This is a genomic window from Pseudonocardia autotrophica (assembly GCF_003945385.1).
Classification (GTDB): domain Bacteria; phylum Actinomycetota; class Actinomycetes; order Mycobacteriales; family Pseudonocardiaceae; genus Pseudonocardia; species Pseudonocardia autotrophica.
This window is the reverse complement of sequence record NZ_AP018920.1, coordinates 6501885-6527996: the sequence shown is the minus strand read 5'-3', so window position 1 is coordinate 6527996 and position 26112 is coordinate 6501885. Positions and strand designations below refer to the sequence as shown.

The window sequence follows — 26112 nt, the reverse complement described above, 5'->3', positions numbered from 1 at the left end:
CCCTCCCGCCACCGCCGACCACCACACAGTGAGGTGCCCGTGAAGCTGGTCGACCACTTCCAGTACGGCCTGAACTCGCCCATCTGCCTGACCTGGGAGCTCACCTACGCGTGCAACCTCGCGTGCGTGCACTGCCTCTCGAGCTCGGGCCGGCGCGACCCGCGTGAGCTGACCACCGCCGAGGCCAAGGCGGTGATCGACGAGCTGCAGCGGATGCAGGTCTTCTACATCAACATCGGCGGCGGCGAGCCGACCGTGCGCCCGGACTTCTGGGAGCTGCTCGACTACGCGATCGCGCACGACGTCGGGGTCAAGTTCTCCACCAACGGCGTGAAGCTGGACAAGGCGCGCGCCGCGCAGCTCGCCGCGACCGACTACGTCGACATCCAGATCTCGATGGACGGCGCGACGGCCGAGGTCAACGACTACGTCCGCGGCCCGGGATCGTTCGACATGGCGATCACCGCGCTGGAGAACCTGGCCGAGGCCGGCTTCCAGGCGCCGAAGATCTCGGTCGTGATGACCCGGGAGAACGTCGACCAGCTCGACGAGTTCAAGGCCATCGCCGACAAGTACGGCGCCCAGCTGCGGATCACCCGGATGCGCCCGTCCGGCCGCGGCGCCGACGTGTGGGACGAGCTGCACCCGACCCAGGCCCAGCAGAAGCAGCTCTACGACTGGCTGGTGGCGAACGGCGACCAGGTGCTGACCGGCGACTCGTTCTTCCACCTGTCGGCCTTCGGCGAGGCGCTGCCCGGGCTGAACCTGTGCGGCGCGGGCCGGGTGGTCTGCCTGATCGACCCGGTCGGCGACGTCTACGCCTGCCCGTTCGCGATCCACGAGAACTTCCTGGCGGGCAACGTCCGCGACGAGGGCGGCTTCAAGGAGGTCTGGGAGCACTCGGAGCTGTTCACCGAGCTGCGCCAGCCGCAGACCGGTGGCGCCTGCGCCTCCTGCCAGCACTACGACTCGTGCCAGGGTGGCTGCATGGCGGCCAAGTTCTTCACCGGCCTGCCGCTGGACGGCCCGGACCCGGAGTGCGTGCAGGGCTACGGCGAGCAGATGCTGGCCGCCCGCGACTCCGGGACGGTGATCCCGAAGTCCGACGTGGACCACTCGCGGTCGGCGCCACGGAACTCCCGCGCACCGAAGCAGCCCACGATGCTCTCGCTCGCCCCGCCGCCGCGCCGGCCGGACCGGGCCTGCGACGAGAACCCGCTCGCCGGGTTCGCGCCGGACGCCGCGCCCGCGGCGCAGCCGGTCGCGGGGAGCTGAGCACGCAGCTGCTGACGGGGCCCGTCGACCTGCGCGGTCGGCGGGCCCCGTCGCGCGTGCTGTTCGGTCCGCACGAGACCAACCTCGGGAGCGGCGCCCGCGGCATCTCCGATGATCACGTCGCCTACTACGCCGAGCGGGCCGCCGGTGGGGCCGGGCTGGTGGTGGTCGAGCCGGCATCGGTGCACCCGTCGGACCATCCGTACGCCTACGCGCCCGCGGCGTCCGGTCCCACCGCACGCGGCTGGGCCGCGGTCGCCGAGGCCTGCCGGGCGCACGGCACACTGGTGCTCGCCGGGCTCGCGCACGCCGGCGGCCAGGGCTCGACCGCGCACTCCGGGCATCCGTTGTGGGGGCCGTCCGCGGTGCCCGACGTCGTCTCCCGCGAGGTCCCGGTCGCGATGGACGCCGCGCAGATCGGCGAGCTCGTGCTCGGCTTCACCACGGCCGCTCGTTCGGCTGTGGACAACGGTGTGGACGGTGTGGAGATCTCCGCCGGACAGCACTCGGTGCTGCGCCAGTTCTGCTCCGGGCTGACCAATCACCGCGCCGACGCCTACGGCCGCGACCGGTCGTTGCTGCTCCGGCAGGTGCTCGCCGCCGTCCGCGCGGAGATCGGCCCGGAGCCGCTGCTGTCGCTGCGGTTGTGCGTCGACGAGCTCGCGCCCTGGGCCGGGATCACGCCGGACGACGGCATGGCACTGGCCCGGGCGGTCGCCGATGACGTCGACCTGCTGGTCCCCGTCGTCGGCAGCGGGCTCTCGGTGGCGGCGACCCGGCCGGACCTGCACACCCCGGAGGCGTTCCTGCGGGAGCGGTGCGGGGCGGTGCGCCGCGCGGTGCGCGGGGCGGCGCTCGTCGTGCTCGCCGGGAGCGTCGCCGCACCCGGGATCGCGGAAGAGGCGCTGGCCTGCGGAGACGCGGATATCGTCGAGATGACGAGAGCGCAGATCGCGGATCCGGCACTGGTCGCGCTGGTCCGCGCGGGGACGCCCGAGCGGGTGCGGCCGTGCCTGCTGAGCAACGCACTCGCCGCTGCCCGGGACCCACGCAATCCCGTCGTCGGGGACGAGCTGGAGCCGCGTTCGGGGCACGAACGCACCGAGCCCTCCGTGGCCGGGGGCCCCGCCCCGGGTGCCGCCCCCGCCCGTACCGGTGACCGGCCGGAGCGGGTGCCGGTACTGGTCGTCGGTGGCGGCCCGGCCGGGCTCGAGGCGGCCCGGACGCTCGCGCTGCTCGGTCATCCGGTGGCACTGCACGAACGCTCGTCCCGGCTCGGCGGGATGCTGCACGCCGCGGCCGCGCTGCCCGGGCGGGACCGGATGGCCCTCCCGGTGGCGTGGTGGGAACGGGAGATCCGGCGGCTCGGGGTGCTGATCGAGCTCGGCTCCGAGCTCGACGCCACGGCGCTCGCGGCCGCCGAGGCCCGCGGCGAGGCGGTCCTGCTCGCGACCGGCTCGGGCCCGGCGCCGTCCGGGATCGAGGCGGACGTGCCGGTGCTCCCGGTCGCCGAGCTCGTGCACCCGGACCGTGGTGGGGTCGCGGTGCTCGCGGCGGCCGGGATCCCGGACGGTGCCCCGGTGCTGGTCCGCGACCCGATCGGTGACTGGAGCGGCCCGGGTGCGGCGGAGCTGCTGGTCGCCGCCGGATACCGGGTCACCCTCGCCACGCCGGACGCGGTCGCCGGGCACCAGCTCGGCCGCTGTGGGGACATGGCACCCGCGAACGCCCGGCTGGAGCGGGCCGGCGTCGTGCGGGCGCTGTTCAGCGCGGTGCGCCGGGTCCGCGACGGTCGGGCCGAACTGGTCGACGTGCACACCGGTGCGCGCACCACGGTGGAGTGCGCGGTCGTCGTGGACTGCGCGGCGCGGCTGCCGGACCGGACGATCCCGGACGGTCCCGATCGCTGGAGTGCGGGCGACCGGGTGGCGCCGCGCACGCTCGCCGAGGCGGTCCGGGAGGGCCGCCGCGCCGCCATGGCGCTCGGCGGGCGCCGCGGAGTCGGCTCGGCCGACGGCGAGCGGCGCCGGATCGCGCTGGTGCCCCCTGCGCCGGGTCGCGCCGCGGCACCCGCCGGAGAGTGCACCCTCGGCACGTCACTCGGCACGGTGCAGGCCGGTGCGGGGTACGCCGCCGTGCCGGGGCCGGTCGCGTACCCCGGCAACCGCTCGGCACCGGTGTCCGGGAGCGGACCGCGGCGCGCCGCCCGCCCACCGGACCGGGCCTCGCCTGCGCGCCTCGGCGACCCGCTCCGCCTGGGCCGCCACGAGCTGCGGAACCGGATCGTCTTCACCGCCCATCTCACCGGTTTCGCCGAGGACGGCCTGCCCACACCCCGGCACACCGCCTACTACGCGGCACGGGCCGCGGGCGGCGCCGGACTGGTGATCACCGAGGAGCACGCCGTGCATCCCGGCGACCGGCCCTACGAGCGGCTGATCCGCGGACACGATCCGGCGGTGCTGCCCGCGTACCGGGCGCTCACCGACGCGGTGCACGCCCACGGCGCCGTCGTGCTCGCCCAGCTCAACCACAACGGTGCGCAGGGCTCCGGGATGTACTCCCGGGAGCCGGTCGTCGGGCCCTCCGCGCTGCCGGACCCGATGTTCCGGGAGGTCCCTGCGGAGCTGGACGCGGCCGGGATCGCGGAGATCGTCGCCGCGTTCGCCGACGTCGCCGCCCGCTGCGTCGACGGCGGGTTCGACGGCGTCGAGCTGCAGTGCTCGCACGCGTCGCTGCTCCGGCTGTTCCTGTCCCCGGCCACCAACCGGCGCACCGACGCCTGGGGCCGGGACCGCGCGAAGATCGTGCTCGACGTCGTCGCCGCGGTCCGTGCGGCGATCGGTCCCGATCCGGTGCTGGGCCTGCGGATCGGCGCCGACGAGCGGATCCCGGGCGGGATCACCCCGGACGACGGCGCCGGGCTCGCCCGCCGGCTCGCCGCGACCGGCGCGATCGACCACCTCAACACCTCGATCGGTGTCGCGACCTCGACGCTGCACCTGATCGAGCCGTCGATGCACGTGCCGTCCGGCTACGCCGGGCATCTCGCCGCCCGGCTGCGCAGCGCCGTGCGGGAGACCGGCTCGGACGTCCCGGTGATCGGCGTCGGACGCTTCACCACCCCGGCCCAGGCCGCCGCCGCGCTGGACCGCGGCGAGTGCGACCTGGTCGGCGTGGCCCGCGGGCAGATCGCCGATCCGGAGTTCGCCGCGAAGGCGCTCGACGGCCGCCCGGTGCGCCGGTGCGTCGGCTGCAACCAGGACTGCATCGGCCGGGTCGGGCTGAACCTGCCGCTGGGCTGCACGGTCGCTCCGGCGGCCGGCCGGGAGTGGCTCGCCGGTCCCGCCGCGCCGGACCGGCCGACCCGCCCGGCGGGGGCCCGCCCGCTGCGTGTCCTGGTCGCCGGTGCCGGACCGGCCGGGCTCTCCGCCGCGGCCGCGCTGGCCGGTCGCGGCCACGACGTCACGCTGGTCGAGCGCGCCGCCCGCACCGGCGGCCGGCTCGCGCTCGCGGCCGCCGCGCCGGGCCGGGCCGAGCTCGCCCACGTCACCGAGGACCTGCTGCGGGCGGTGCACGAGGCCGGCGCGCACGTCCGGTTCGGGACGGTGGTGGACCGTGCGTTCGTCGACGAGCACCGACCGGACGCGCTGGTGCTGGCCACCGGGGCCCGTCCGGTGCCGCCGCACTGGGACCCGGACCGGCTGAGCATCCCGGTCGACGACGTCCTGGCCGGTGCCCCGATCCCGGACGGCCCGGTGCTCGTCGTCGACGAGCTCGGGTTCCACCAGGCCACCTCGGTCGCGGAGCTGCTGGCCGCCCGCGGGCACGAGACCGAGATCGTCACCCCGGCGCTGGTGGTCGGCCAGGATCTCGGGCTGACCCTGGACCGTGAGGGGTTCCGGCGCCGTGCGCACGCGGCCGGCATCCGCTGCAGCACCGACCGGGCGGTGCTCGGGGTGCTGCGTACCGGTGAGCAGAGCAGAGCGGTGGAGCTGCTGCACCACCCGACCGGCCGGATCGAGCGACGCGAGGTCTCCGCCGTCATCGCCGCCACTGCCGCCACTGCCGCCACTGCCGCCACTGCCGCCACTGCTCCGTCCACCTCGTCGTTGTCCCCAGGGCCCTGTGCACAGCTGTGGATACCGGCGGGAGAGGATGGCCCGACGGTGCACCGGATCGGCGACGCGCTGACGCCGCGTCGTGCCGACGCGGCGATCCGCGAGGGCGCCGCAGTCTTGACCTGAAGTCAACTCCACCTCTTAGCGTCGGGACCATGACCACGGAGACCCCCCTGACCAGCGGTGATCGCGCCGGGCCCCGCGAGTGGATCGGCCTCGCGGTACTCGCCCTTCCGCTGCTGGTGCTCGCGCTCGACATCAGCGTGCTCTACCTCGCCGCGCCCGCACTGGCCGTGGACCTGCAACCCTCGGCCACCCAGCAGCTGTGGATCCTCGACATCTACGGCTTCCTGATCGCCGGCTTCCTGATCACCATGGGGACCCTCGGCGACCGGATCGGCCGTCGCCGGCTGCTGTTGATCGGGGCCGCCGCGTTCGCCGTCGCCTCGGTGCTCGCGGCCTTCGCGCCGACCGCCGAGCTGTTGATCGCCGCCCGTGCGCTGCTCGGCATCGCGGGGGCCACCCTGATGCCGTCCACCCTCGGCCTGATCTCGACGATGTTCCCCGATCCGGTCCAGCGCCGGTTCGCGGTCGCGGTGTGGATGACGACGTTCTCGGTCGGGGCCGCGATCGGCCCGCTGGTCGGTGGCGCGCTGGTCGACGTGTTCTGGTGGGGGGCGGTGTTCCTGATCGGTGTCCCGGTCATGCTGCTGCTGCTCGTGCTGGGCCCGCTGCTGCTCCCCGAGGAGCACGGCAGCAGGGCCGGACGCCTCGATCCCACCAGCGTCGTCCTCTCGCTCACCGCGATGCTGCCGCTGGTCTACACCGTGAAGAACACCGCCGCCTATGGCCCGGAGGCGATCACGCTCGTCCCGGCGGCGGTCGGCCTGCTGTCGGGGGTGCTGTTCGTCCGGCGGCAGCGGCGGCTGACCGATCCGTTGCTCGACGTGGCGCTGTTCACCCGGCCGGTGTTCACCGCCGCGGTGCTGGTGCTGCTGGTCGCGCTGCTCGCGGTGAACGGCCTGTTCTTCGTGCTGCCGCAGTACCTGCAGCTGGTCGGTGGCGCCTCGGCGCTCACCGCGGGGCTCTGGATGCTGCCGCTCGCCGGGGTCACCGTCGTCGGATCGCTGCTCACCCCGGTGCTGGCCCGCCGGTTCGGTGTCCGGACGGTCGTCGCGGCGGCGGCCGGGCTGGCCGCGATCGGCTCGCTGCTGGTCGGCCTGGTCGGCGCGGGTGGTGGCACGGTGGCGGTGATCGTGCTGGTCTCGGGGACGGTGCTCGGGCTGAGCCCGATCGGCGTCCTGGCCACCGATCTCGTGATCGGGTCGGTCCCGGCGGCCCGGGCCGGGTCGGCGGCGTCGATCTCGGAGACGGCCGGTGAGCTGGGGGTCGCGCTCGGTGTCGCGGTCACCGGCAGCGTGCTCGCCGCGGTCTACACCGGACGGCTGGTCCTCCCGCCGGGGCTGCCGGGCGAGGCCGCCGAGCGGTCCCGGGAGGGTCTGGCCGGTGCGGTCACCGCGGCCGAGTCGCTGCCGCCGGGGCTCGGCACCGCCCTGCTCGACGCGGGCCGGTCGGCCTTCACCGCCGGGTTCGGTGTGGTCGGGCTGGTCGCGTCCGGCCTGATGGCCGGTGTGGTGCTGCTCGCGCTGACCGCGCTGCGGCACGCCGACCGGTGAGGGCAGGCTGTACCCCGTGCTGCTCGACGAGCTGACCTGGCCCGATCTCGACGATCCCGGCGCCCGGCCGCGGACCCTGCTGGTCCCGGTCGGCTCGACCGAGCAGCACGGCCCGCACCTGCCGCTGGGCACCGACACGTTCGTCGCCGCCGCGGTCGCCGCGGCACTGCACGACGCCGATCCGGAGCTGGTGCTCGCCCCCGCGATCCCGTACGGCGCGGCCGGCGAGCACGAGGGTTTCCCCGGCACCGTCTCGATCGGCACCGAGGCCCTGCACACCCTGCTCCTGGAGTACGGCCGCTCGGCCTGCCGGTGGGCGGCGCGGCTGGTGCTGCTGAACGGGCACGGCGGGAACGTCGCGGCGCTGTCGTCGGCGGTGCGGCTGCTCCGGCACGAGGGCCGGGACGCGGGCTGGCTGCCCTGCGCCGCAGCGGTACCGGGGGTCCCGGCGGATGCACACGCCGGCCGCTACGAGACCTCGCTGCTGCTGCACCTGGGCCCCGGACGGGTCCGGGCCGACCGGGCCGCGGCCGGCGAGACCCGCCCGCTCGCCGAGGTGATCGACGCGCTGCGGGCCGGTGGGACCGCCGCGGTCAGCCCGAACGGCGTGCTCGGCGACCCGGCCGGGGCGACCGCCGGCGAGGGCCGCACCCTGCTGGCCGCGATCGTCGGGGCCGCGACCACGGCGATCGCCGGCTGGGACCCGGATCCGGCGACCGGCCGCCTGCGCGTCCCGCGGTGATCGGCGACCGGGCACCGATCAGGCGCCCGGCGGTCGTCCCGCTCCCGAGCGGTGATCAGTCGTCCCAGGTCAGAACGGTCGTCCGGCCCGGACCGGTCACGACGGCCAGGCCGGGGCCGTGCGTCATGGGCGACGCGTCGCCGGCCCGGCCGGTGATCCGGCCGGTCGCGGGATCGGCGGCGACCAGGCCGGTGCGGCGGCCCTGCAGCAGCAGCCGGTCGCCGACCGTGTCGGCGCGCTGCACGCCGTCACGCAGCGTCGGGCGCACGAGCTCCCCGGGCAGCTCCCAGCGCAGCGCCCCGGTCGCCGGGTCGAACGCCGTCACCCCGCCGGGTTCCGATGGCTGCAGCAGCAACGCCGGGTCCCCGGGGCGCCCCGGCGACCGGACCGCGACGCCGGGCCGCAGGTGCGGGTCGAACCGCTCCGAGCTCCACAGCAGCGCCCCCGATCCCGGTTCGACGCCGTGCAGCCCGGTCCCCGAGCGCACCAGCAGCACCCCGCCGGCCACGCCGAACGGTCGCGGCAGGTCGTCGGTGAGCGACCAGCCGGGCTCGCCGGTGCCGAGCCGGAAGGCCTGCACCCCGGACCGGTCCTCGCCGACCGCGAACACCGTGACGACGTCTCCGGCGACGACCGGCGCCACCCCGCCGTCGTGCACCCGGTAGTCCCGCGACCAGTGCTGTTCGCCGGTCGCGCGGTCCAGCAGTCGCAGCCGGGACCGGTCGGCGTCCTGCTCGGCGACGAGTGCTCCGCGCCCGGTGTCCAGGACGCTCACCCGTGCGTCCCCGGACACCGCGGTGCACCAGCGCAGCTCGCCCGATGCCGGATCGAACGCCGAGACCTCGCCGCCGCCGTGCACCAGCACCGAATCGCCGGTGAGCAGTACCTCGGGTGAGTACCGGCCGCGGGGCAGCGTCGCGGCCCAGAGCGGGGTGCCGTCCGCGGCGGCGTACCCGGCGAGCAGCTGCCGCTCGTCGGCGCCGAGCTGGACCGTCACGATCCGGTCCCCGGTCGCCGCGGTGCCGGTGATCTCCGGCAGCGCGGTGCCGTCCGGGCCCCGGATCCCGGACCAGAGCCCCCAGCGGGGGGTCGCCGGGATCCCGGCCGCGGCCGGCCCGGCGATCGCGTCGCTCTCCGCCCGGGCCGTGAGCTGCCGGGCCGAGGAGGTGTCGGCGCCGGACTCCGCCCCGGCCACCGCCTCCGGGTTCCCGCCGGCCGAGCAGCGGCCGGCCGCGACCCCGGCGACCACCGCCAGCCCGGCGACCAGGACCGCCGCGACCACCATCACCGTCCATCGCTGCCGCATGCGGGGATCCTCACCCACCGGCCGCGACCGCGGGTCCGCAGTTCCACCCGGTCAGTGCGTCAGCAACGGCACGAGCTGCTCGGCGGAGGTGAACGACCCGTGTTGCCCGGGGAACGACGCCAGGTACGGCTCGAACTCGGTGCGCACCACCGCGGCCGTGCCGCGCAGCGCGACCACCACGTCGCCGATCCGGTCCAGCACCCGGTCCGCCACCGGCCCGAACCAGCCCTCGGCGACGGCCTGGTCGCGTAGGACGACCACGGCGTCGTCGCCGAGCACGGCCCGCCAGGCGGCCAGCACGTCGTCCGCCGCGCCGGGCTCGGTGTAGACGTGCCGGGCACGCGGATCGCCGCCGAGCAGTGCGACACCCTGCTGCAGCTCGGGGGTGGTGTCGGCGTCGACGGTCCGGTCCACCGTGACCATCCCGTGGTCGCCGGTGACGGCGAACAGGGTCCCGGCGGGCAGCGCCTCGATCAGCATCCCGGCCAGCGCGTCGATCTGCCGGAGCTGCCAGCGCCAGGCCGGGCTGCCCGGGCCGTACACGTGGCCGAGCTGGTCGAGATCGGCGTGATAGCCGTACACCAGCCGTGGGCCGGGCACCCGGTCGTCCACACCGGACAGGATCTCGGCGGCCAGGTCGCCCAGCGCCCCCACCCCGCGGTACTCGCCGCCGCGCAGCCCGGACCGGGTCAGCCCGGACGTCCGGAACTCGCGGTGCGACACCACCCGCACGTCGACGCCCGCCGCCGCGGCCCGTTCCAGCGCGGTCGGCTCCGGCTGGACCTGCTCGGGGACGAGCGTCTCCCGCCGGTCGCGGCGGCCCTCCGACCAGCCCAGCGCGTCGAGCAGCCGCCCGTCCACCCGGAAGCTCAGGCCCAGCGTCCCGTGTGCGCCCGGCGGCAGGCCGGTGCCCAGTGAGGTCAGGCTGATCGGGGTGGTCGACGGGAAGCCGACGGTCAGCGGCCCGGCGTCGGTGAGCCCGGCCAGCACCGGCGCGTCCGCGGCGTGGGTGTGCAGGAGCTCGTGACCGAGCCCGTCGACCAGCAGCAGCACCGCGGCCCGGGCCGGCGGGAGCACCAGCGCGGGCGGCCGGTCGTCGAGCGGCGAGCCGATCGCGTGCAGCAGCGCGGGAACGACCTCGGACAGGCTCGCGGTGCCGTAGCGGGGGAGGAGATCGGGCATGCGCCGGAGTGTGCCGCCCGCCCCGCCGGGGAGTCGACCCACCGCACCCGGGGATGGAACGCTCCTCCGGTGACCGCCGCCGACATCCGCCCCGACCGTCCCGCCACCGTGGTTGCCGGCCCGGGCCCCGCCGACCGCAGGTTGCCGGACGGGTTCCGGGTGCGGCTCGACCGGCGGGCCCGGCCGATCGACGGCGGCGCCGCGCTGCTCGGCGGTGCCCCGCCGCGGCTGGTGCACCTCTCCGCGCGGGCCCGGGACCTGCTGCCCGCGCCCGGTGCTGCGCTGGTCGTGGAGGGGCCGACGCACCGGGCACTGGCCCGCACGCTGCTCGACGCCGGGCTCGCCCATCCGGTGCCGGGCGCCGGGCCGCACGGGCCGGCGGAGGTGACCGTCGTCGTCCCGGTGAAGGACCGGCCGCTGGACGCGCTGCTGGCGGCGCTCCCGATCGGCTCGCTGGGCGGGCTGGTGGTGGTGGACGACGGCTCGGCCGAGCCGGATCCGTTGCGGCGCAGCGTCGAGGCGGCCGGTGGGCGGGTGCTGCGGCACGACACCGCCGGTGGCCCCGCGGCGGCGCGCAACGCCGGCCTGGCGCTCGCCCGCACCCCGTTCGTGGTGTTCCTCGATTCCGACGTGGTACCCGAACCGGGGTGGCTGGAGCCGCTGCTCGGGCATCTCGCCGATCCGGCGGTCGGGCTGGTCGCCCCGCGCATCGTCGCGCTCGATCCGGCCGCGGGCGAGGGCCTGCGCGGCCTGGTCGGCCGCTACGAGGCGGTCCGGTCCTCGTTGGACCTGGGGCCCGATCCGGCGCTGATCGTCCCGCGTTCCCGGGTCGCCTACGTGCCCAGCGCGGCGATGCTGGTCCGGGTGGCGGCCGTCGGGGAGGCGGCGTTCGATCCGGGGATGCAGGTCGCCGAGGACGTCGACCTGGTGCTGCGGCTGCACGCCGCCGGCTGGGCGATGCGGTTCGAACCGGCGGCCCGGGTGGCCCACGACCACCGCACTCGTCCGGTGGAGTGGCTGCGCCGCAAGGCGTTCTACGGGACCGGCGCGGCCCCGCTGGCGCTGCGGCATCCGGGCGCGGTCCCGCCGATGGTGCTCTCCCCGTGGACGGCGGCGGTCTGCCTGCTGCTGCTCGCGCAGCGCCGGGGGGCGGTCGCGGTCGCCGCCGTCGTCACCGCAGTGGCGACGGAACGGCTGTCGCGCAAGCTGACCCGGCTCGACCGGCCGCGCCGTAGCGCGGCCCGGCTCACCGCGCTCGGGCTCTCCGGCGCGCTGTGGCAGCTCGCCTCGGCGTTGACCAGGCACTTCTGGCCGGTTGCCGCGCTGGCGCTGCCCTTCTCCGCGCGGGCCCGCCGGGCGGTGCTGGCGGCGGCGCTGGTCGAGGGCGCCGCGGACTGGTGGCTGCACCGCGATCACGACCCGCGGGTGCGGATCTCCCTGCCGGCTCATCTCGTCGCGCACCGCCTCGACGACCTGGCCTACGGTGCCGGGCTCTGGTGGGGGGCGTGGCGCCACCGGACGACGGCACCGCTGCGTCCGACCGGCCCTGGACCACGCCGTTGACCTAGGTTAGGCTGGCCTGAATCGTGACCTCCGGACCACTCCGTCCGGGTTGGTCTGAACGAGTGATTCGCCCGCCGGTGCCGATCCGATTCTGCGGGCCTCTTGCGAGTTCGTCTCCGCGGGTGCGGTCGAGCCGTCCGAGTGGCCCCGGTCCCGCCTGCGACACGCCGTCCGACCGGTCGTCGCGGCTGCGCCGTCCGCCTTGCCTGCTTGCATGATCGGGAGTGTGATGTGGGCGCCGCCACACGCGTGGCGGCAGATGGTAGGCGCGTCGACGCGGTCGCGACCGCGCTCGACGTTCCTCGACCAGTCCCCGGTAGACCCCGCGCGGCCGAGTGCGTGGTCGCGTACGAGGAGTGAGAGTTCATGACAGAGGTCCGGGTCACCGTCGACGGCGTGAACTACGCCGACGACGTCGAGCCCCGCATGTTGCTCGCGCAGTACCTGAGGGAGACGCTGGGCAAGACGGGGACGTTGATCGGCTGCGACACCAGCAACTGCGGTGCCTGCACCGTGAGTCTGGACGGGCAGAGCGTGAAGTCCTGTTCGGTCCTCGCCGTCCAGGCCGACGGCGGCGAGGTGACCACCATCGAGGGCCTCGCCCGCGACGGGAACCTGCACCCCGTGCAGGAGGCGTTCCGGGAGTGCCACGGCCTGCAGTGCGGCTACTGCACCCCCGGAATGATCATGGCTGCGGTGGACCTGCTCGGGGACAACCCCGACCCGTCCGAGCAGGAGGTCCGGGAGGGCATCGAGGGCAACCTGTGCCGCTGCACCGGCTACCAGAACATCGTGCGGGCGGTGCAGTCCGCGGCGAAGAACATGAAGCCGGGCGCTCAGGCCCCGGCCGGCCAGACGGCCACCCCGGTCGCTGGAGGGAACTGAGTTGACCACGACCGCCGAACCCACCACACCAGAGATCGGCAAGGCGCGCGTCCGCAAGGAGGACGAGCGCCTCATCACCGGTCGCTCCCGCTACACCGACTCGATCACCCCGCCCGGGACGCTGCACATCGCGGTCGTCCGCTCGACCCTGGCCCGGGCGACGATCACCTCGATCGACAAGTCCGAGGCCGAGAAGGCGCCCGGCGTCTTCGGCGTGTTCACCGCGGCCGACCTGGGTGCCGAGGAGGTCGGCCTGCCCTGCGCATGGCCGATCACGCCGGACCAGAAGGCCCCGCAGCGGCCGGTGCTCGCCGTCGACCGGGTGAGCTTCTCGGGTGAGGGCGTCGTCGTGGTCGTCGCGCGGTCCGCCGCAGCGGCCCGCGACGCGGCCGAGCTCGTCGAGATCGACTACGAGCCGCTCGACCCGATCCTGGACATGGAGGCCGCCGCCCAGGACGGCGCCGACCTGGTGCACCCGGACCTGGGCAGCAACGTCTCCGCCACCTGGGTCTTCGACTCCGGTGCCGCGGGCACCGGCGGCGACGTCGCCGAGGCGATCAAGACCGCCGAGGCCGCCGACGACCAGATCGTGGTCAAGCGCCGGTTCCGTCAGCAGCGCCTCATCCCGGCGTTCATGGAGCCCCGCTCCTGCGTCGTGGACCCGACCGGTGAGCAGCTGACCATCTGGGCCGCCACCCAGGTGCCGCACATCCTGCGCACCATGACCACGGTGACCCTCGGGGTGCCCGAGTCGAAGCTGCGGGTGATCGCCCCCGACGTCGGCGGTGGTTTCGGCGGCAAGATCGGTGTGCTGCCCGAGGAGATGCTCTGCGTGCTGCTCGCGCAGAAGCTGCGTAAGCCGGTCAAGTGGACCGAGACCCGCAGTGAGTGCATGCTCGCCGCGCACCACGCCCGGGACCAGATCCAGGACCTCACGATCACCGCCAGGTCCGACGGCACGATCACCGGCCTGGACGTGCACCTCTACGCGGACATGGGCGCCTACCTCGGCCTGGTCGGCCCGGGTGTGCCGATCCTCGGTGCGTTCATGTTCAACGCGATCTACAAGATCCCGGCGCTGAAGTTCACCTGCTCCAACGTCTTCACCAACAAGACGCTGACCGACGCCTACCGCGGCGCCGGGCGTCCGGAGGCCACCTTCGGCATCGAGCGGATGATGGACGAGCTCGCCGTCGAGCTCGGCCGGGACCCGATGGAGCTGCGCGAGCAGAACTGGATCAAGCACGAGGAGTTCCCGTTCGACACGGTCGTGGGCCTGACCTACGACACCGGCAACTACGAGCAGGCCACGCAGCGCGCGATGGAGCTGTTCGACTACGCCGGCCTGCGCCGCGAGCAGGAGGAGCGCCGCCGCTCCGGCGACCCGGTCCAGCTCGGCATCGGCATCTCGACCTTCACCGAGATGTGCGGCCTCGCCCCGTCCCGCGTGCTCGGCTCGCTGGACTACGGCGCAGGCGGCTGGGAGGCCGCCAGCATCCGGATGCTGGCCACCGGCAAGGTCGAGGTCACCACCGGTGCGTCGGCGCACGGCCAGGGCCACGAGACGGCGTTCTCGCAGATCGTCGCGGACAAGCTCGGCGTGCCGTTCGAGGACGTCGAGATCCTGCACGGTGACACCCAGGTGGCGCCGAAGGGCCTCGACACCTACGGCTCCCGGTCCCTGGTGGTCGGCGGTATCGCGATCGTCAACGCGGCCGAGAAGGTCGTGGAGAAGGCGAAGAAGATCGCCGCGCACCTGCTGGAGGCGTCCGAGGACGACCTCGAGTTCGCAAACGGTCAGTTCACCGTCAAGGGCACCGACAAGGGCAAGGCGATCCAGGAGATCGCGTTCGCCACGTTCATGGCGCACGACTACCCGGAGGGCATGGAGCCCTCGCTGGACTCGGACGCCGTGTTCGACCCGGAGAACTTCTCCTTCCCGCACGGCACGCACCTCGCCGCGATGGAGGTCGACACCGACACAGGCCGGGTCACCCTGCGCAACTACGTCTGCGTCGACGACATCGGCAACGTGATCAACCCGCTGATCGTCGAGGGCCAGGTGCACGGCGGCCTCGCCCAGGGCATCGCGCAGGCGCTGTTCGAGGAGGCGAACTACGACGACCAGGGCACTCTGGTCAACGCCACGCTCGTCGACTACACGATCCCGTCCGCGGCGGACCTGCCCAGCTTCACCACCGAGACCGTGTCGACCCCGTCGACCACGAACCCGCTCGGTGTGAAGGGTGTCGGCGAGGCCGGCACGATCGCCTCCACCCCGGCGATCCTGAACGGTGTGCTCGACGCGGTCCGCCACCTCGGCGTGTCCGAGCTGGACATGCCGACGACCTCGCAGCGGGTCTGGCGGGCACTGCAGAAGGCGAAGGGCCACTCCGTCCAGGAGACCCCGAGCACCACCCACTCGCCCGGCGCCGGACTCGGCTCCATCGACCCGAACCACCCCAAGGGAGAGGTCCAGTGATCCCGGCGAAGTTCGACTACGTCCGGCCCTCCTCGGTCGAGGAGGCCGTGCAGGCCCTGCAGACCGCGGGCGAGGACGCCAAGATCCTGGCCGGTGGGCAGAGCCTGCTGCCGGTCCTGCGGCTGCGGATGGCGGCCCCGTCGACGGTCATCGATCTCGGGGGCATCCCCGAGCTCAAGCGGATCGGCGAGGACGAGAAGTACGTCATGGTCGGCGCCATGGCCACCCACCACGAGGTCATGCGCAACGAGCTGGTCAAGCAGCACGTCGAGCTGATCGCGCAGGCCACCGAGACCGTGGCGGACCCGCAGGTCCGCCACCGCGGCACCCTGGGCGGCGCGCTGGCGCACGCCGACCCGGCCGGTGACCTGGGCGCGGCGGCGCTGGCGCTGGACGCCGAGTTCGTCATCCTGGGATCGGGCGGCACCCGCCTGGTCACCGCGGCGGACTTCTTCCAGGACTACTTCACCACCGCCATCGGCGAGGACGAGATCCTCACCATGGTCCGGTTCCCGAAGTACACCGGCTGGAAGACCCACTACGAGAAGTTCAACCGGGTCGCGCAGGCCTGGTCGATGGTGGCCATCGCGGTCGCGCTCAAGGTGGACGGCGGCACCATCTCCGAGGCGCGCGTCGGGCTGACCAACATGGGCAGCACCCCGATCCGGGCGACCGGTGTCGAGGCGGCCCTGGTCGGCCAGGCGGCCGGGCCGGACGTCGCGAAGGCGGCGGCCGAGCACGTCACGGAAGGGACGTCCGCTCCGAGTGACGCGGACGCCGCAGCCGACTACCGTGAGCACCTGGCGAAGGTGCTCACCGGGCGGGCCGTGCTGGCCGCGGCCGGCTGAGGACCGCTGACGTTCGCAGTAGCACGCCGAAGGGGCGCCGGGCCGGGGAACTCCTCCCGGGTCGGCGCCCCTTCGCACGAGGAGGCATACAGAGATGCAGCTGGAGAACAAGTTCACGATCGCGGCGCCGATCGAGGACGCCTGGAAGGCGCTCAACGACCCGGAGCTCATCGCACCGTGCTTCCCCGGGGCCACCCTGACCGAGTACGAGGGGGACTCGTTCCAGGGCACGGTCAAGGTCAAGCTGGGCCCGATCTCGCTGACCTACAAGGGCAAGGGCACCTACATCGACCGGGATGACGCCAACCACAAGGTCGTCATCGACGCCTCGGGCCGGGACGCCCGCGGCAACGGCACCGCCAAGGCGGTCGTCACCGGCACCATGGTCGCCGACGGCCCGGACAAGACCTCGGTCACGATGGTCACCGACATGACCGTCACCGGGCGTCCCGCCCAGTTCGGCCGCGGGGTCATCTCCGATGTCGCCGACAAGATCATCGGCCAGTTCGCCTCCTGCGTGGCGGACAAGCTGACCGGTCCGGGTGGCGACGCGGCGTCGAACGGGGCGGGCCCGAAGCACGCCGCCGACGAGACCAGCCCGATCCCGGCGGTCCCGCCGGCTGCCGGCGAGACCGCGGCCCCGGCGACGTCGGCCCCGAAGCCGGTCGCGCCGCGGCAGCCGCAGAGCAGCCAGATCGAGGCGATCGACCTGCTCGACTCGGCCGGCGCCCCGGTGCTGAAGCGGCTCGCGCCGGTGCTCGGCGGGCTCGGCGTGCTGGCGCTGATCTTCCTGGTCGTCCGGCGCGCCCGCGGCGGCAAGAAGAAGAAGGCCTGATCTGCGGGGAGCGCAGGTGCGTCCGGGTGAGCACAACGGGCTGACCGACGTCACCGGCCTGCGAGTCGGACACGCCGGGCTGACCGGGCCGGGTGCGCGCAGCGGCAGCACCGTCGTGCTCGCCCCGCCGGGCGGCGCGGTCGCCGGTGCCGACGTCCGCGGGGCGGCACCCGGCACCCGGGAGACCGACCTGCTGGCGCCGACCGCGAGCGTGCAGCGGGTGCACGCGGTGACGCTGTCCGGCGGGAGCGCGTACGGGCTCGACGCCGCGTCCGGCGTGATGGGGCGCCTGGAACGGGACGGCGAGGGCTTCGCCGTGCCCGGTGCCCTCGTCCCGATCGTCCCGGCCGCGGTCGTGTTCGATCTCGGCCGGGGCGGGGACCCGGGCGCCCGCCCGACCGCACGGACCGGCGCGGCCGCCTACGACGCCGCGCGGCACGGACCGGTGCCGCAGGGCTCGGTGGGTGCCGGGACCGGTGCCGTCTCCGGCGGACTGCGTGGCGGGATCGGCACCGCATCGGCGGTGCTCGGTACGGGCGCGACGGTCGCCGCGCTGGTGGTGCTCAACTCCGCCGGGTCGGGCGTCGATCCGCGGACCGGTGAGCTGCTGGGTGCCCGATGGGGGCTGCCCGGCGAGTTCCCCGCGGACCTGCCGTCGCCGGCCGCGCTGGCCCGGATCGCCGAGCTGTACGCCGGGCACGCACCCTCTCCCGGGACGGCGACCACGCTGGTCGTCGTCGCCACCGACGCGACGCTGGACAAGGCGGGCTGCACCCGGCTGGCGACCATGGCCCACGACGGGCTGGCCCGCGCGATCCATCCGGTGCACACCATCCGGGACGGCGACTGCGCCTTCGGCCTGGCCACCGGCACCGGGCCGGTCCCGGATCCGGACGCCACCTATCTGATCCAGGCCGTCGCGGCGGACGTGACCGCCCGGGCGGTGGCGCACGCGCTGCTCGCCGCGGCCGCCGCGCCGGACCGGCCGTCCTACGCGTCGTTGCTGGCCACCGGTCCATGATCCGCGTCCTGGGAGTGCTCGTGCCCGTGCCGGCACCCTGCACTCCCAGGATGCGGATCATGCCCGGTCCGGGGACGGCCCGGACGCCCTCACTACAGTCGTGGGAGTGTCGACCATCAGTCCGGACGAGGGCGTGGCGCGCCGGTTGAAGGCACTGGCCTGCACGGCGCCGCTGCACGACCTCGACGCCCGCAAGGGGCGTCTGGAGTGGGACGCGGTCGATTATCAGATGGCCGAGATCGGCCTGCAGGCCATCGACCAGGTCACCCTCGCGATGGACTTCGACCACGGCGCCGACCACGCCGAGGTGGTCCGGCGGCTGCAGCCCTTCGTCGCCGCGCAGGTCCCGCACGCGCCCCGCGCGGAGCACGCCAGGGTCGCCCAGTGGGTGATCGACAACCTGATCAACGTCGGCAGCATCGACCGCGGGTTCGCCGTCGAGTACGGCAGCACCGACGCCCAGGGCCGCTACCAGCGCCGCCGGTTCGACTTCAAGCTGCTGGTGGAGGTCGCCGCCCCGGACGGCGGGGTGTACCTGCGCGCCTCCGACGAGGCGATCAACGTGCTGGTCGGGGCGCTGGACACCGACGTCGAGTCCGCGCAGGAGGCGGCCGAGACGAAGCTGGAGACGCTGATCGTGCGCGGCAGGCTCGGCGACGCGCGGCTGGCCGCGGAGCAGGCCCGCTACCGCACCGTGCAGTACGCCGAGTCGTTGCGCCGCAAGCTCGAGGCGACCCGGCGCGACGTCCGGTCGGTGGACTGGCTGGACGCGGTCCCGCAGCTGCTCGACGAGGCCCTCACCCACATCGAGGCCCGCTACCGCGCCGAGACCGTGATCAAGGCCAACATCGCCGACGCCCGCGACGAGGCCGTCGAGCCGGAGCGTCGCAGGCAGGCCGCCGAGTTGGTCGAGGTCGTCGACGACTGCATCCAGCGGCACACCCAGCTGCAGGCACGATTGCAGGAGGCCGGATCGGCGTTCCGGGCCGAGCAGGATCGCCAGCAGTTCTCCGGGAAGCCGAAACGGGCCTCGGTGGACGTCTTCGGGCAGCTCCTGCGGCCCGCGCTCGGCCTCACCGTGGGGGCGGCGAACGATCCGGTGACGGCGTACTTCGCGGCCGGCACCGGGGTGGGGAACCCGTCGGTGCCGAGTCTGGGCGGGCTGGTCGAGACGCTGCTGACCCCGCCGACCGACCGGGACCCGTTCGGCTCCGAGGTGCCGGAGCCCGAGCTGGCGCCGCAGCCCCGGGAACGGTTCGGGGAGCAGGCGTGGCAGCACGTCGACGCCGTCCTGCCCGCGCCCGAGCAGGAGCCGGTGCGGCTGTCCGAGGCGCTCGCCCGGTCCCGGGAGGCCGATCCGGAGCTGCCGCAGCTCGTCGCGCTGCGCGCCCTGCACGCCGTCGGGACCGCGATCGGCACCGCCCGCACCCAGGGTGATCCGTCGGTGCTGATCGCGATCGACGACGGCACCGTGCTCGACGATCCGGAGTACGGCGGTGCGGACCTGTTGCTGGCGGTGGCCGGTGTCGAGGGGGAACGGCGGGTGAGCGGGAATGCGTGACGTCGAGACCGCGGCCCGGCTGGTCGCGTTCGGGATGCGGCCCAAGGCGCTGCCCGGTCGCGATCCCGACTACGCCGAGCTGGTGCGCCGCTACCGCGAGGACGACGAGTTCCGCGACACCGTGCAGCGGATCGCCTCCGGACTGGGGCTGGTGGTGCTGGCCGTCGACTCCGCGCCGGGCATCGTGCTGGCCGCGACCGAGGGCTCGGTGTTCGAGATCCGGATGGACACCTATGCCCGGCGGACCGCCCTGACCAACCGGCAGGCCGACAAGGTGTTGCACGGCATCGCGCATCTCGCCGTCGCCGCGCTGGCGTTCCCGCGGCCCGACGATCTCGGGGACGACTCCTACGTGGGCCGGGTCTCGGTCGAGCTGGTCGACGGTGCGGTCCGCGAGGCCTGCCGGGTGCTGGGGGAGCGGGCCGCCGGCCCGGCCGATCCGGAGTCCGACGCGCCGCAGCTCGAGGAGGTCTGGCGGGTGTGGCTGCGCCGCCCGGAGGCCACCGCGACCAAGGACGGCCGGGCCGGCGAGTCCACCACCCGCGGCATCGTCGGGAAGGCACTGCGGTTCCTCGCCGACCAGGGCTTCCTGGTCCCGGTCGGGGCCGAGGGCGCCTACCGCACGACGCCGCGCTACCAGGTCCAGGTGCGTGAGCTGGCCGCGCAGCGGGCGTTCGACGAGCTGCTGTCGCTCAACGTGCTCCCGGTCGGCGCGGCCGCGGGCTCCCTGGTCGCGGAGCCCGCCGGGGCGCTCGACACCGGCCCCGCGACGGAGGGGGATCCGGGAACAACCGCTCACCCGGTGAGCGGATCCGAGCAGGAGGAGGGGGCGGCGGTCGGCGATCCGGCGGCCGGCGTCGCGGCGCCCGGCGACCCGGGTACCCCTCCGTCGTCAATCGCTCACCAGGTGAGCGATAACGCGCAACAGGACACCCCGGAGGACCCGGCTCCGGCGACCGGAACGGACGGGCCCGATGTATGAGCTGACCCGGGCCCGGCTGTTCTCGGTCGGCCCGACCGCCGCCCGCTACCAGGACGTCTCGCTGGATCTGCGCGGCGTCGGACGTCCGGTGAAGGTGGCGGTGCAGGAGGACCTGTTCGCCCCGGACGCGCTCGACCGCAGCACCCCGCGGCGGCCCTCGCCGGCGTCGGTGCTGTTCCTGGAGAACGGCGGCGGGAAGTCCGTCCTGCTCAAGCTGATCTTCTCGGTGCTGCTGCCGGGGCGGCGGCAGGTGGTCGGGACGACCAGCACCACGGTGCTGGAGAACTTCGTGCTCGCCGAGGACGTCGCCCACGTCGTGTGCGAGTGGATGCACGTCGGCACCGGCGCGCTGCTCGTCACCGGCAAGGTCTCGGAGTGGCGGGGGCACGTCGCCTCGTCCGACCCGGAGAAGCTGGCCGACGCCTGGTACGCGTTCCGGCCGGTGCCCGGGTTCGGCATGGACGACCTGCCCTTCACCCACGAGCGGAAGCGGATCACCCTCGCGTCGTTCCGGGAGCGGCTGCACACCGCGCACCGCGATCACCCGGAGAGCGAGCTGGCCTGGGAGACCGGGCACCGGGACTGGACCCGCCATCTCGTCGACGTCGGTCTGGATCCCGAGCTGTTCCGCTACCAGCGGGCGATGAACGCCGGCGAGGGCGAGGCCGCCGAGGCGTTCTCGTTCTCCAGCGACGAGGCGTTCGTCGACTTCCTGCTGCGCGCCGTGCTCGATCCGGAGGAGCCGCAGAACGTCGCCGAGCTCGTCGCCGGGTACGCCGACCGATTGGCCCAGCGCGAGGAGCTCGAGACCGAGCGGGAGTTCGTCGACGGCACCCTGGCCCGGCTCGAACCGATGGTGGCCGCCGAGGACGCCGCCGTGACCGCACGGTCCGCGGAGACCACCGCCCGGGACGCGTTGCGGACCACGGCCGAGGCCATCGCGGCCCGGCGGCTCGCCGAGAGCACCCGCGCGGAGACCACCGCGACCGCGGCGACCGAGGCCGTCGCGGCCGAGCAGGAAGCCGCCCGGGTGTCGGAACGGTTGCAGGACACCGTCGGTGAGCTGCGCCGGCTGACCGCGGTGCTGGCCGTCGACGCGGCGGCCGCAGCCGCCGATGCGGCCACCCGGGAACGGGACGAGACGGCGGCCGTGTCGACCGCGCGGGACGCCGTCGAGCCGGTCCTCGCCCACCGGGTCGCCGCCGCCGAGGCCGGCCGGCTGCGGGCGCGGGTCGACGAGGAGGAGCAGAAGGCCCGCCCGGCCCTGCAGGCCCGGCAGGACGCCGCCCGGGCACTCGCCGCCTCCCTGCTGCGCACCGCCGCCGAGGCGGAGGCGGCCGCCGAGACGGCCGAGGACGCCCGCGCCGACGCCGAGGAGCGGGCCGCCGCCGCTCGCGCCGAACAGGTGGAGCGCACCGCCGACGCCGCGCGCGCCGAGAGCTCGGTGTCGACGGCCGTCGAGGCACTGGCCGACCTGGACCGGCGGATCGCGGCCGCCGTCGCCGCCGGGCACCTGAAGGAGGGGTCCGGCCCCGACGACGTCGAGCACGAGGCACCCGCCGCCGAGCAGGACGCGTCGGCGACCGCCGCCGCGCTCGCCGACGCCGACAGCGCCGCCGCCGGGATCCGGAAGGAGCGCCGCGCCGCCGAGTCCCGCCGGACCGTCGCCCAGGACGCCGCCGCCACGGCCAGGGCCGCCGCCGCGACCGCGGAGACCACTCGCGCCGGCGCGGCGGGGGAGAGCGACGATCTGGCGGGCGAGGTCCGCCCGGCCGAGTTGCTCGGCCTGGAACGGATCCGGCCGGACGCTGACGCGGAGCTGGTCGTGGAGACGCTCACGACCGCGATCCGCGGGTCCGAGCGGGAACGGACCGCGCTGCTCGGCGACCAGCGGCGCGACGAGCGCGCACTGGCCGCCCTCGGCGACGGCGGCCTGCTGCCCGATCCGCCGGAGATCGAGTCGGTGCTGCAGGTGCTGGAGAGGGCCGGGATCACCGCCTGGTCCGGGCGCCGCTACCTGGCGATGCTCCCGGCCGGCGACCGCACGGCCGTGCTCGAGCGGCTGCCGCACCTGGCGGGCGGGGTGCTGCTCAACGAACCGGGCGACGCGGCGCGGGCCCGCGACGAGCTCGACGACGCCCGGCTGCTGCCCGCCTGCCTGGTCGCCGTCGGCTCCACCGCCGCGCTGACCGCCGCCGGTGCCGTCGCACCCGGGATCGAGCTCGTCGTCCCGCCGAACCCGGCGCTGCACGACGAGGACGCCGCCGAGCAGGTCCGGGTCCGGCTGGTCGCCGAGACCGCGGAGCGGACCGCCCGGATCGCCGAGCTGGAGTCCCTGACCGAGTCCGACCGGCGGCTGCGGGACCGGTTCACCGCGCTGCGGGACCGCCGTCCGACCCTCGACGAGCTGACCGACGCCGCCCGGGCCGCCGACGCCGCCCGCGACGAGGCCGTGGCCGACTACGAGCGGGCCCGCGCCGAGGTCGCCGCGCTCGACGAGCGGGCCGACCGGCTCACCGCCGACCGGCCCGGCCTGGAGCGGTCCGTCGCCACCGCCCGCCGCCGCGCGGAGGCGCTGACCGCGCTGCGCGAGGAGCTCAGCCGCCGGCCGGGCCTGGAGGAGCGGCGCCGCACCGGTGGCACCGACGCCACCCGCCTGCGGGAGGAGGCCGAGGCCGCCGGGACCGCCGCCGTGAAGGCAGGCCGGGAGGCCGCGGCCGCCCAGCAGACCCGGGACCGGCAGCGCGGCATCGCGGCGACGGTCCGGGACGAGGCGGCCGCACTGCCACTGGAGGAGACCCCGGATCCGGCCACCGGATCCGGCGGTGCCTCACTCGCCGAGCTGCGCGACGAGTTCCAGCGGGCCCGCGACGCCTACGCCTCGACCGCCGTCGACACCGACCTGCGCGGTGCGCTGGAGCGCGCCGAGGCCGACGCCGCCGAGCGCCGGATCGCCGTCGACGGGCTGCCCCGCTCGGTGGTGGAGGCGGCGACCGCGTTCCTGCACACCCCCGACGGCGCCGACGCCACCAGCCGGCGGGCCGCCGCCGAGCAGGCCAGGGCCGCCTACGAGGAGGCCGAGGAGCGCCGGCAGCGGGCGAACACCGAGGTCGAGGTGCTCCGCCGGGAGCTGGCGTCGCTGCCCGCCGAGCCGCGCCCGATCGACCCGTACGAGCAGCCGCGCGACGCCGAGCACGGGCGGGAGCTCGTCACCGCCGCCTCGGCCGACCTGGACACGGCCGGCCGGGAGCTGGAGCGCGCCCGCCGGACGCGGCAGACCGCCGAGGACACCCACCGGACGGCGGTCGAGCTGGCCCGCGGGTTCGGGCACGTCGTCGACGGGCTGGAGGAGACCCCGGAACCGGGCGGGATCCCGTTCGACGGCGACGTCGACGAGGCGCTCGCCGCGCTGAAACGCAACCAGGCGGCGCTGCGGGAGGTCGCCGGGGACCGGACGCGTGCCGAGAAGACGGTGCGCGACGGTGTCGACGCCGTCGCCCGCTTCGCCCAGGACCCGCGGTTCGCGACGCTCGCCTCCCCGGTGCACCGGCACATCGCCGGCGTGGATCGCACCGAGATGCCCGGGCTGGCCCGCGAGTGGATCGGTGCGCTGCGGCCGCGGCTGCGCTCGCTCGACGACGATCTCGGCAACATCGAGCGGCACCGCTCCGGCATCGTCACCCGGCTGTCCGGGATGGTCGGCGAGGCGCTGCGCACGGTCCGGCTCGCACAGAAGCTCTCCCAGCTCCCGGACGGCCTCGGCGACTGGTCCGGCCAGCAGTTCCTGCGGATCCGGTTCGAGGAACTGCCGGACGCCGCGCTGCGCCACGAACTCGGGATCGTCGTCGACCGGACCGCCTCCGGCCTGGCGAACGGCGGCTCCGGGCGCGCCCGGGACCGCCGCGACGGGATGTCGATGCTGCTGCGCGGGGTGCGTGCGGCGATGCCGAAGGGCGTCCGGGTCGAGATGCTCAAGCCGGACGCGGTGCTGCGGACCGAGCGGCTGCGGGTGTCCGCGATCAAGGACGTGTTCTCCGGCGGCCAGCAGCTGACCGCGGCGATCGTCCTGTACTGCACGATGGCGGCACTGCGGGCGCACCAGCGCGGGCACGGCAGGCGCGCGCACGCCGGGGTGTTGTTCCTGGACAACCCGATCGGCCGGGCGTCCGCGGGGTACCTGCTGGAGCTGCAGTTCGGGGTGGCGCAGGCGCTCGGGGTGCAGCTGGTCTACACGACCGGGCTGTTCGACGCCGGTGCGCTGTCCGCGTTCCCGCTGCTCATCCGGCTCCGGAACGACGCCGACCTGCGGGCGGGCCGCAAGTACCTGTCGGTCGACGAGCGGGTCACCCGCTCGGTGCCCGACGGCGAGGGCGGTGGCCGGATCAGCGCCGCCCGGGTCTACCGGCGCCCGGACGCCGAGCCTGTTCCACCGGCCGCCCCGGCTACCGAGCCTGCCGCGTCGCCCGGCGGGGCTGCCGGGCCTGCTGTGCCGGCCGGTGGGGCTGCTGAGCCCGCTGCGCCGCCGGGCCGGGCCGGCGAGCCTGTGGCGTCGACTGCCGAGCCCGCTGCGCCGACCGGACCTGACGCGTCCCGGGACGCGGGCGCGACCGGGCCGGAGTGAGCACCCCCGGGCCCGCCGCGCTGCTGGCGGCGTTGCGCGCCACCGGCCGGACCCGGATCGACCGGGCCGGGCTGTGGCGGGCGTTCCTCGATGCCGTCCCGTCGGCGCAGGGCTCGGCCGAGGCCCGGCGGATGCTCGCCGCGGCCCTCGACGAGCTGGCCGGCACCGGTGCGCTGACGCCGACCGCGGCCACCGACGACGGCGTCCCTCCGCTGCCGCGCGCGGTGCGCCTGACCCGGCCCGCCGCGGCTCCCGTCGCGCGGGAGGCGGCCGACCCGTGGCATCCGGAGCTGGCCGCCGCGGCCGCCGTGCGGGCCCCGGCGGAGGCGGTGCGGCAGGTCAACCGGTGGCTGTTCGCCGGCGGGACGCGCGCCGGGATCGTCGGGCTGCGGGAGCGGGCGCTGGAGATCACCGGCGACGAGAAGGCGTTCGACGCGGGCCTGCCGGTCCCGCTGACCCCGGAGATCCTGCGCGCGGAACGGGTCGCGCTGCCGATGCACCGCGAACGCCTCCCCGGCGGCGGCCCGGTGCTGCTGGTGGTGGAGAACGCCGACACGTTCCACTCGCTGCTCCTGGCGCTGCGCGGCGATCCGGGCCCGATCGGGACGCTGGGCTGGGGCGCCGGATCCGCGTTCCTGTCGTCGGTGTCGTCCCTCGCGGCGGACCCGCCGGCCGCGATCCGCTACTTCGGCGATCTCGACGCCGCCGGACTGCGGATCCCGGCCCGGGCGTCGGTGCAGGCGCAGGCGCAGGCACTGCCCGCGGTGCGTCCGGCGCCCGGCCTCTACCGGGCCCTGCTCGCGCACGGGCGGCCGGCACCCGCCGGTCCGGCCGATCACTCCGACGTCGAGTGGCTCGATCCGGGCCTGCGCGGCCCGGTGCGGGAGCTGTTCGCGACCGGGCACCGGATGGCGCAGGAGGCGGTCGACCGGCGAGTGCTCGGCTCCGGCCGGGACTGGCGGGACGGCCTCGATCCCTGACCATGATCCCTGTTTTGGGAGTGCTCGTGCCG

General features: G+C 75.2%; 15 protein-coding genes and 1 pseudogene. 14 read left to right on the top strand and 2 right to left on the bottom strand.

The genetic code is table 11. From position 1 onward, the window contains the following. Positions 1 to 39: 39 nt before the first annotated feature. The 4 genes from mftC to mftE are packed head-to-tail and all read left to right on the top strand — an operon-like array spanning position 40 to position 7814. The gene (gene mftC, locus Pdca_RS30355; RefSeq protein ID WP_125911620.1) at positions 40 to 1275 is read left to right on the top strand and encodes a mycofactocin radical SAM maturase; all 1236 of its coding nucleotides are present in this window, start codon (positions 40 to 42) and stop codon (positions 1273 to 1275) included. Next, positions 1203 to 5522, top strand: a complete 4320-nt coding sequence (locus Pdca_RS37245; protein WP_269462872.1) for a mycofactocin system FadH/OYE family oxidoreductase 1 — start codon at positions 1203 to 1205, stop codon at positions 5520 to 5522. The genes mftC and Pdca_RS37245 overlap by 73 nt, the downstream gene beginning before the upstream one ends. Positions 5523 to 5551: 29 nt before the next feature. Then, positions 5552 to 7072 carry an MFS transporter gene (locus tag Pdca_RS30345; RefSeq protein WP_085910559.1) on the top strand — a complete coding sequence of 507 codons (1521 nt, stop codon included), beginning with the start codon at positions 5552 to 5554 and terminating at the stop codon, positions 7070 to 7072. 16 nt (positions 7073 to 7088) lie between these two features. Continuing rightward, positions 7089 to 7814, top strand: coding sequence for a mycofactocin biosynthesis peptidyl-dipeptidase MftE (gene mftE, locus Pdca_RS30340; RefSeq protein ID WP_085910560.1), 726 nt, complete (start codon positions 7089 to 7091; stop codon positions 7812 to 7814). 55 nt (positions 7815 to 7869) lie between these two features. Here the strand turns inward: mftE and Pdca_RS30335 are convergent, their stop codons facing one another. Then, positions 7870 to 9120 carry an outer membrane protein assembly factor BamB family protein gene (locus Pdca_RS30335; RefSeq protein WP_085910561.1) on the bottom strand — a complete coding sequence of 417 codons (1251 nt, stop codon included), beginning with the start codon at positions 9118 to 9120 and terminating at the stop codon, positions 7870 to 7872. A 51-nt stretch (positions 9121 to 9171) separates the two neighbouring features. Further along, on the bottom strand, positions 9172 to 10302 hold the full coding sequence (locus Pdca_RS30330; RefSeq protein ID WP_085910562.1) for an alkaline phosphatase family protein: 1131 nt from the start codon (positions 10300 to 10302) through the stop codon (positions 9172 to 9174). Between the two features lie 69 nt (positions 10303 to 10371). On the opposite strand from Pdca_RS30330, the gene mftF reads away from it, so the two are divergent. From mftF to Pdca_RS30280, 10 genes and pseudogenes are all read left to right on the top strand, one after another. After that, positions 10372 to 11865 (top strand): mycofactocin biosynthesis glycosyltransferase MftF, encoded by a 1494-nt coding sequence (gene mftF, locus Pdca_RS30325; RefSeq protein WP_232021282.1) that lies wholly within the window; start codon positions 10372 to 10374, stop codon positions 11863 to 11865. 366 nt (positions 11866 to 12231) lie between these two features. Then, positions 12232 to 12750 carry a (2Fe-2S)-binding protein gene (locus Pdca_RS30320; protein ID WP_085910563.1) on the top strand — a complete coding sequence of 173 codons (519 nt, stop codon included), beginning with the start codon at positions 12232 to 12234 and terminating at the stop codon, positions 12748 to 12750. Between the two features lies 1 nt (position 12751). Then, positions 12752 to 15232, top strand: a complete 2481-nt coding sequence (locus Pdca_RS30315; RefSeq protein ID WP_085910564.1) for a xanthine dehydrogenase family protein molybdopterin-binding subunit — start codon at positions 12752 to 12754, stop codon at positions 15230 to 15232. After that, positions 15229 to 16080 (top strand): FAD binding domain-containing protein, encoded by an 852-nt coding sequence (locus Pdca_RS30310; protein WP_085910565.1) that lies wholly within the window; start codon positions 15229 to 15231, stop codon positions 16078 to 16080. The genes Pdca_RS30315 and Pdca_RS30310 overlap by 4 nt, the downstream gene beginning before the upstream one ends. Positions 16081 to 16174: 94 nt before the next feature. After that, on the top strand, positions 16175 to 16915 hold the full coding sequence (locus tag Pdca_RS30305) for an SRPBCC family protein (protein ID WP_085910566.1): 741 nt from the start codon (positions 16175 to 16177) through the stop codon (positions 16913 to 16915). A 16-nt stretch (positions 16916 to 16931) separates the two neighbouring features. Next, a complete protein-coding gene (locus tag Pdca_RS30300) occupies positions 16932 to 17936 on the top strand; it encodes a P1 family peptidase (protein WP_085910567.1) in 1005 nt (334 codons plus the stop codon). A gap of 100 nt (positions 17937 to 18036) precedes the next feature. Further along, positions 18037 to 19497 (top strand): hypothetical protein, encoded by a 1461-nt coding sequence (locus Pdca_RS30295; protein WP_085910568.1) that lies wholly within the window; start codon positions 18037 to 18039, stop codon positions 19495 to 19497. After that, positions 19490 to 20251 (top strand): annotated as a pseudogene (locus tag Pdca_RS30290) (hypothetical protein); the annotation flags it as partial. The gene Pdca_RS30295 and the pseudogene Pdca_RS30290, both read left to right, overlap by 8 nt. 220 nt (positions 20252 to 20471) lie before the next feature. Further along, positions 20472 to 25100 carry a hypothetical protein gene (locus Pdca_RS30285; protein WP_085910569.1) on the top strand — a complete coding sequence of 1543 codons (4629 nt, stop codon included), beginning with the start codon at positions 20472 to 20474 and terminating at the stop codon, positions 25098 to 25100. Beyond that, positions 25097 to 26080, top strand: a complete 984-nt coding sequence (locus Pdca_RS30280) for a DUF2399 domain-containing protein (protein WP_085910570.1) — start codon at positions 25097 to 25099, stop codon at positions 26078 to 26080. Before Pdca_RS30285 ends, Pdca_RS30280 begins: the two co-directional genes overlap by 4 nt. Positions 26081 to 26112 lie beyond the last annotated feature (32 nt).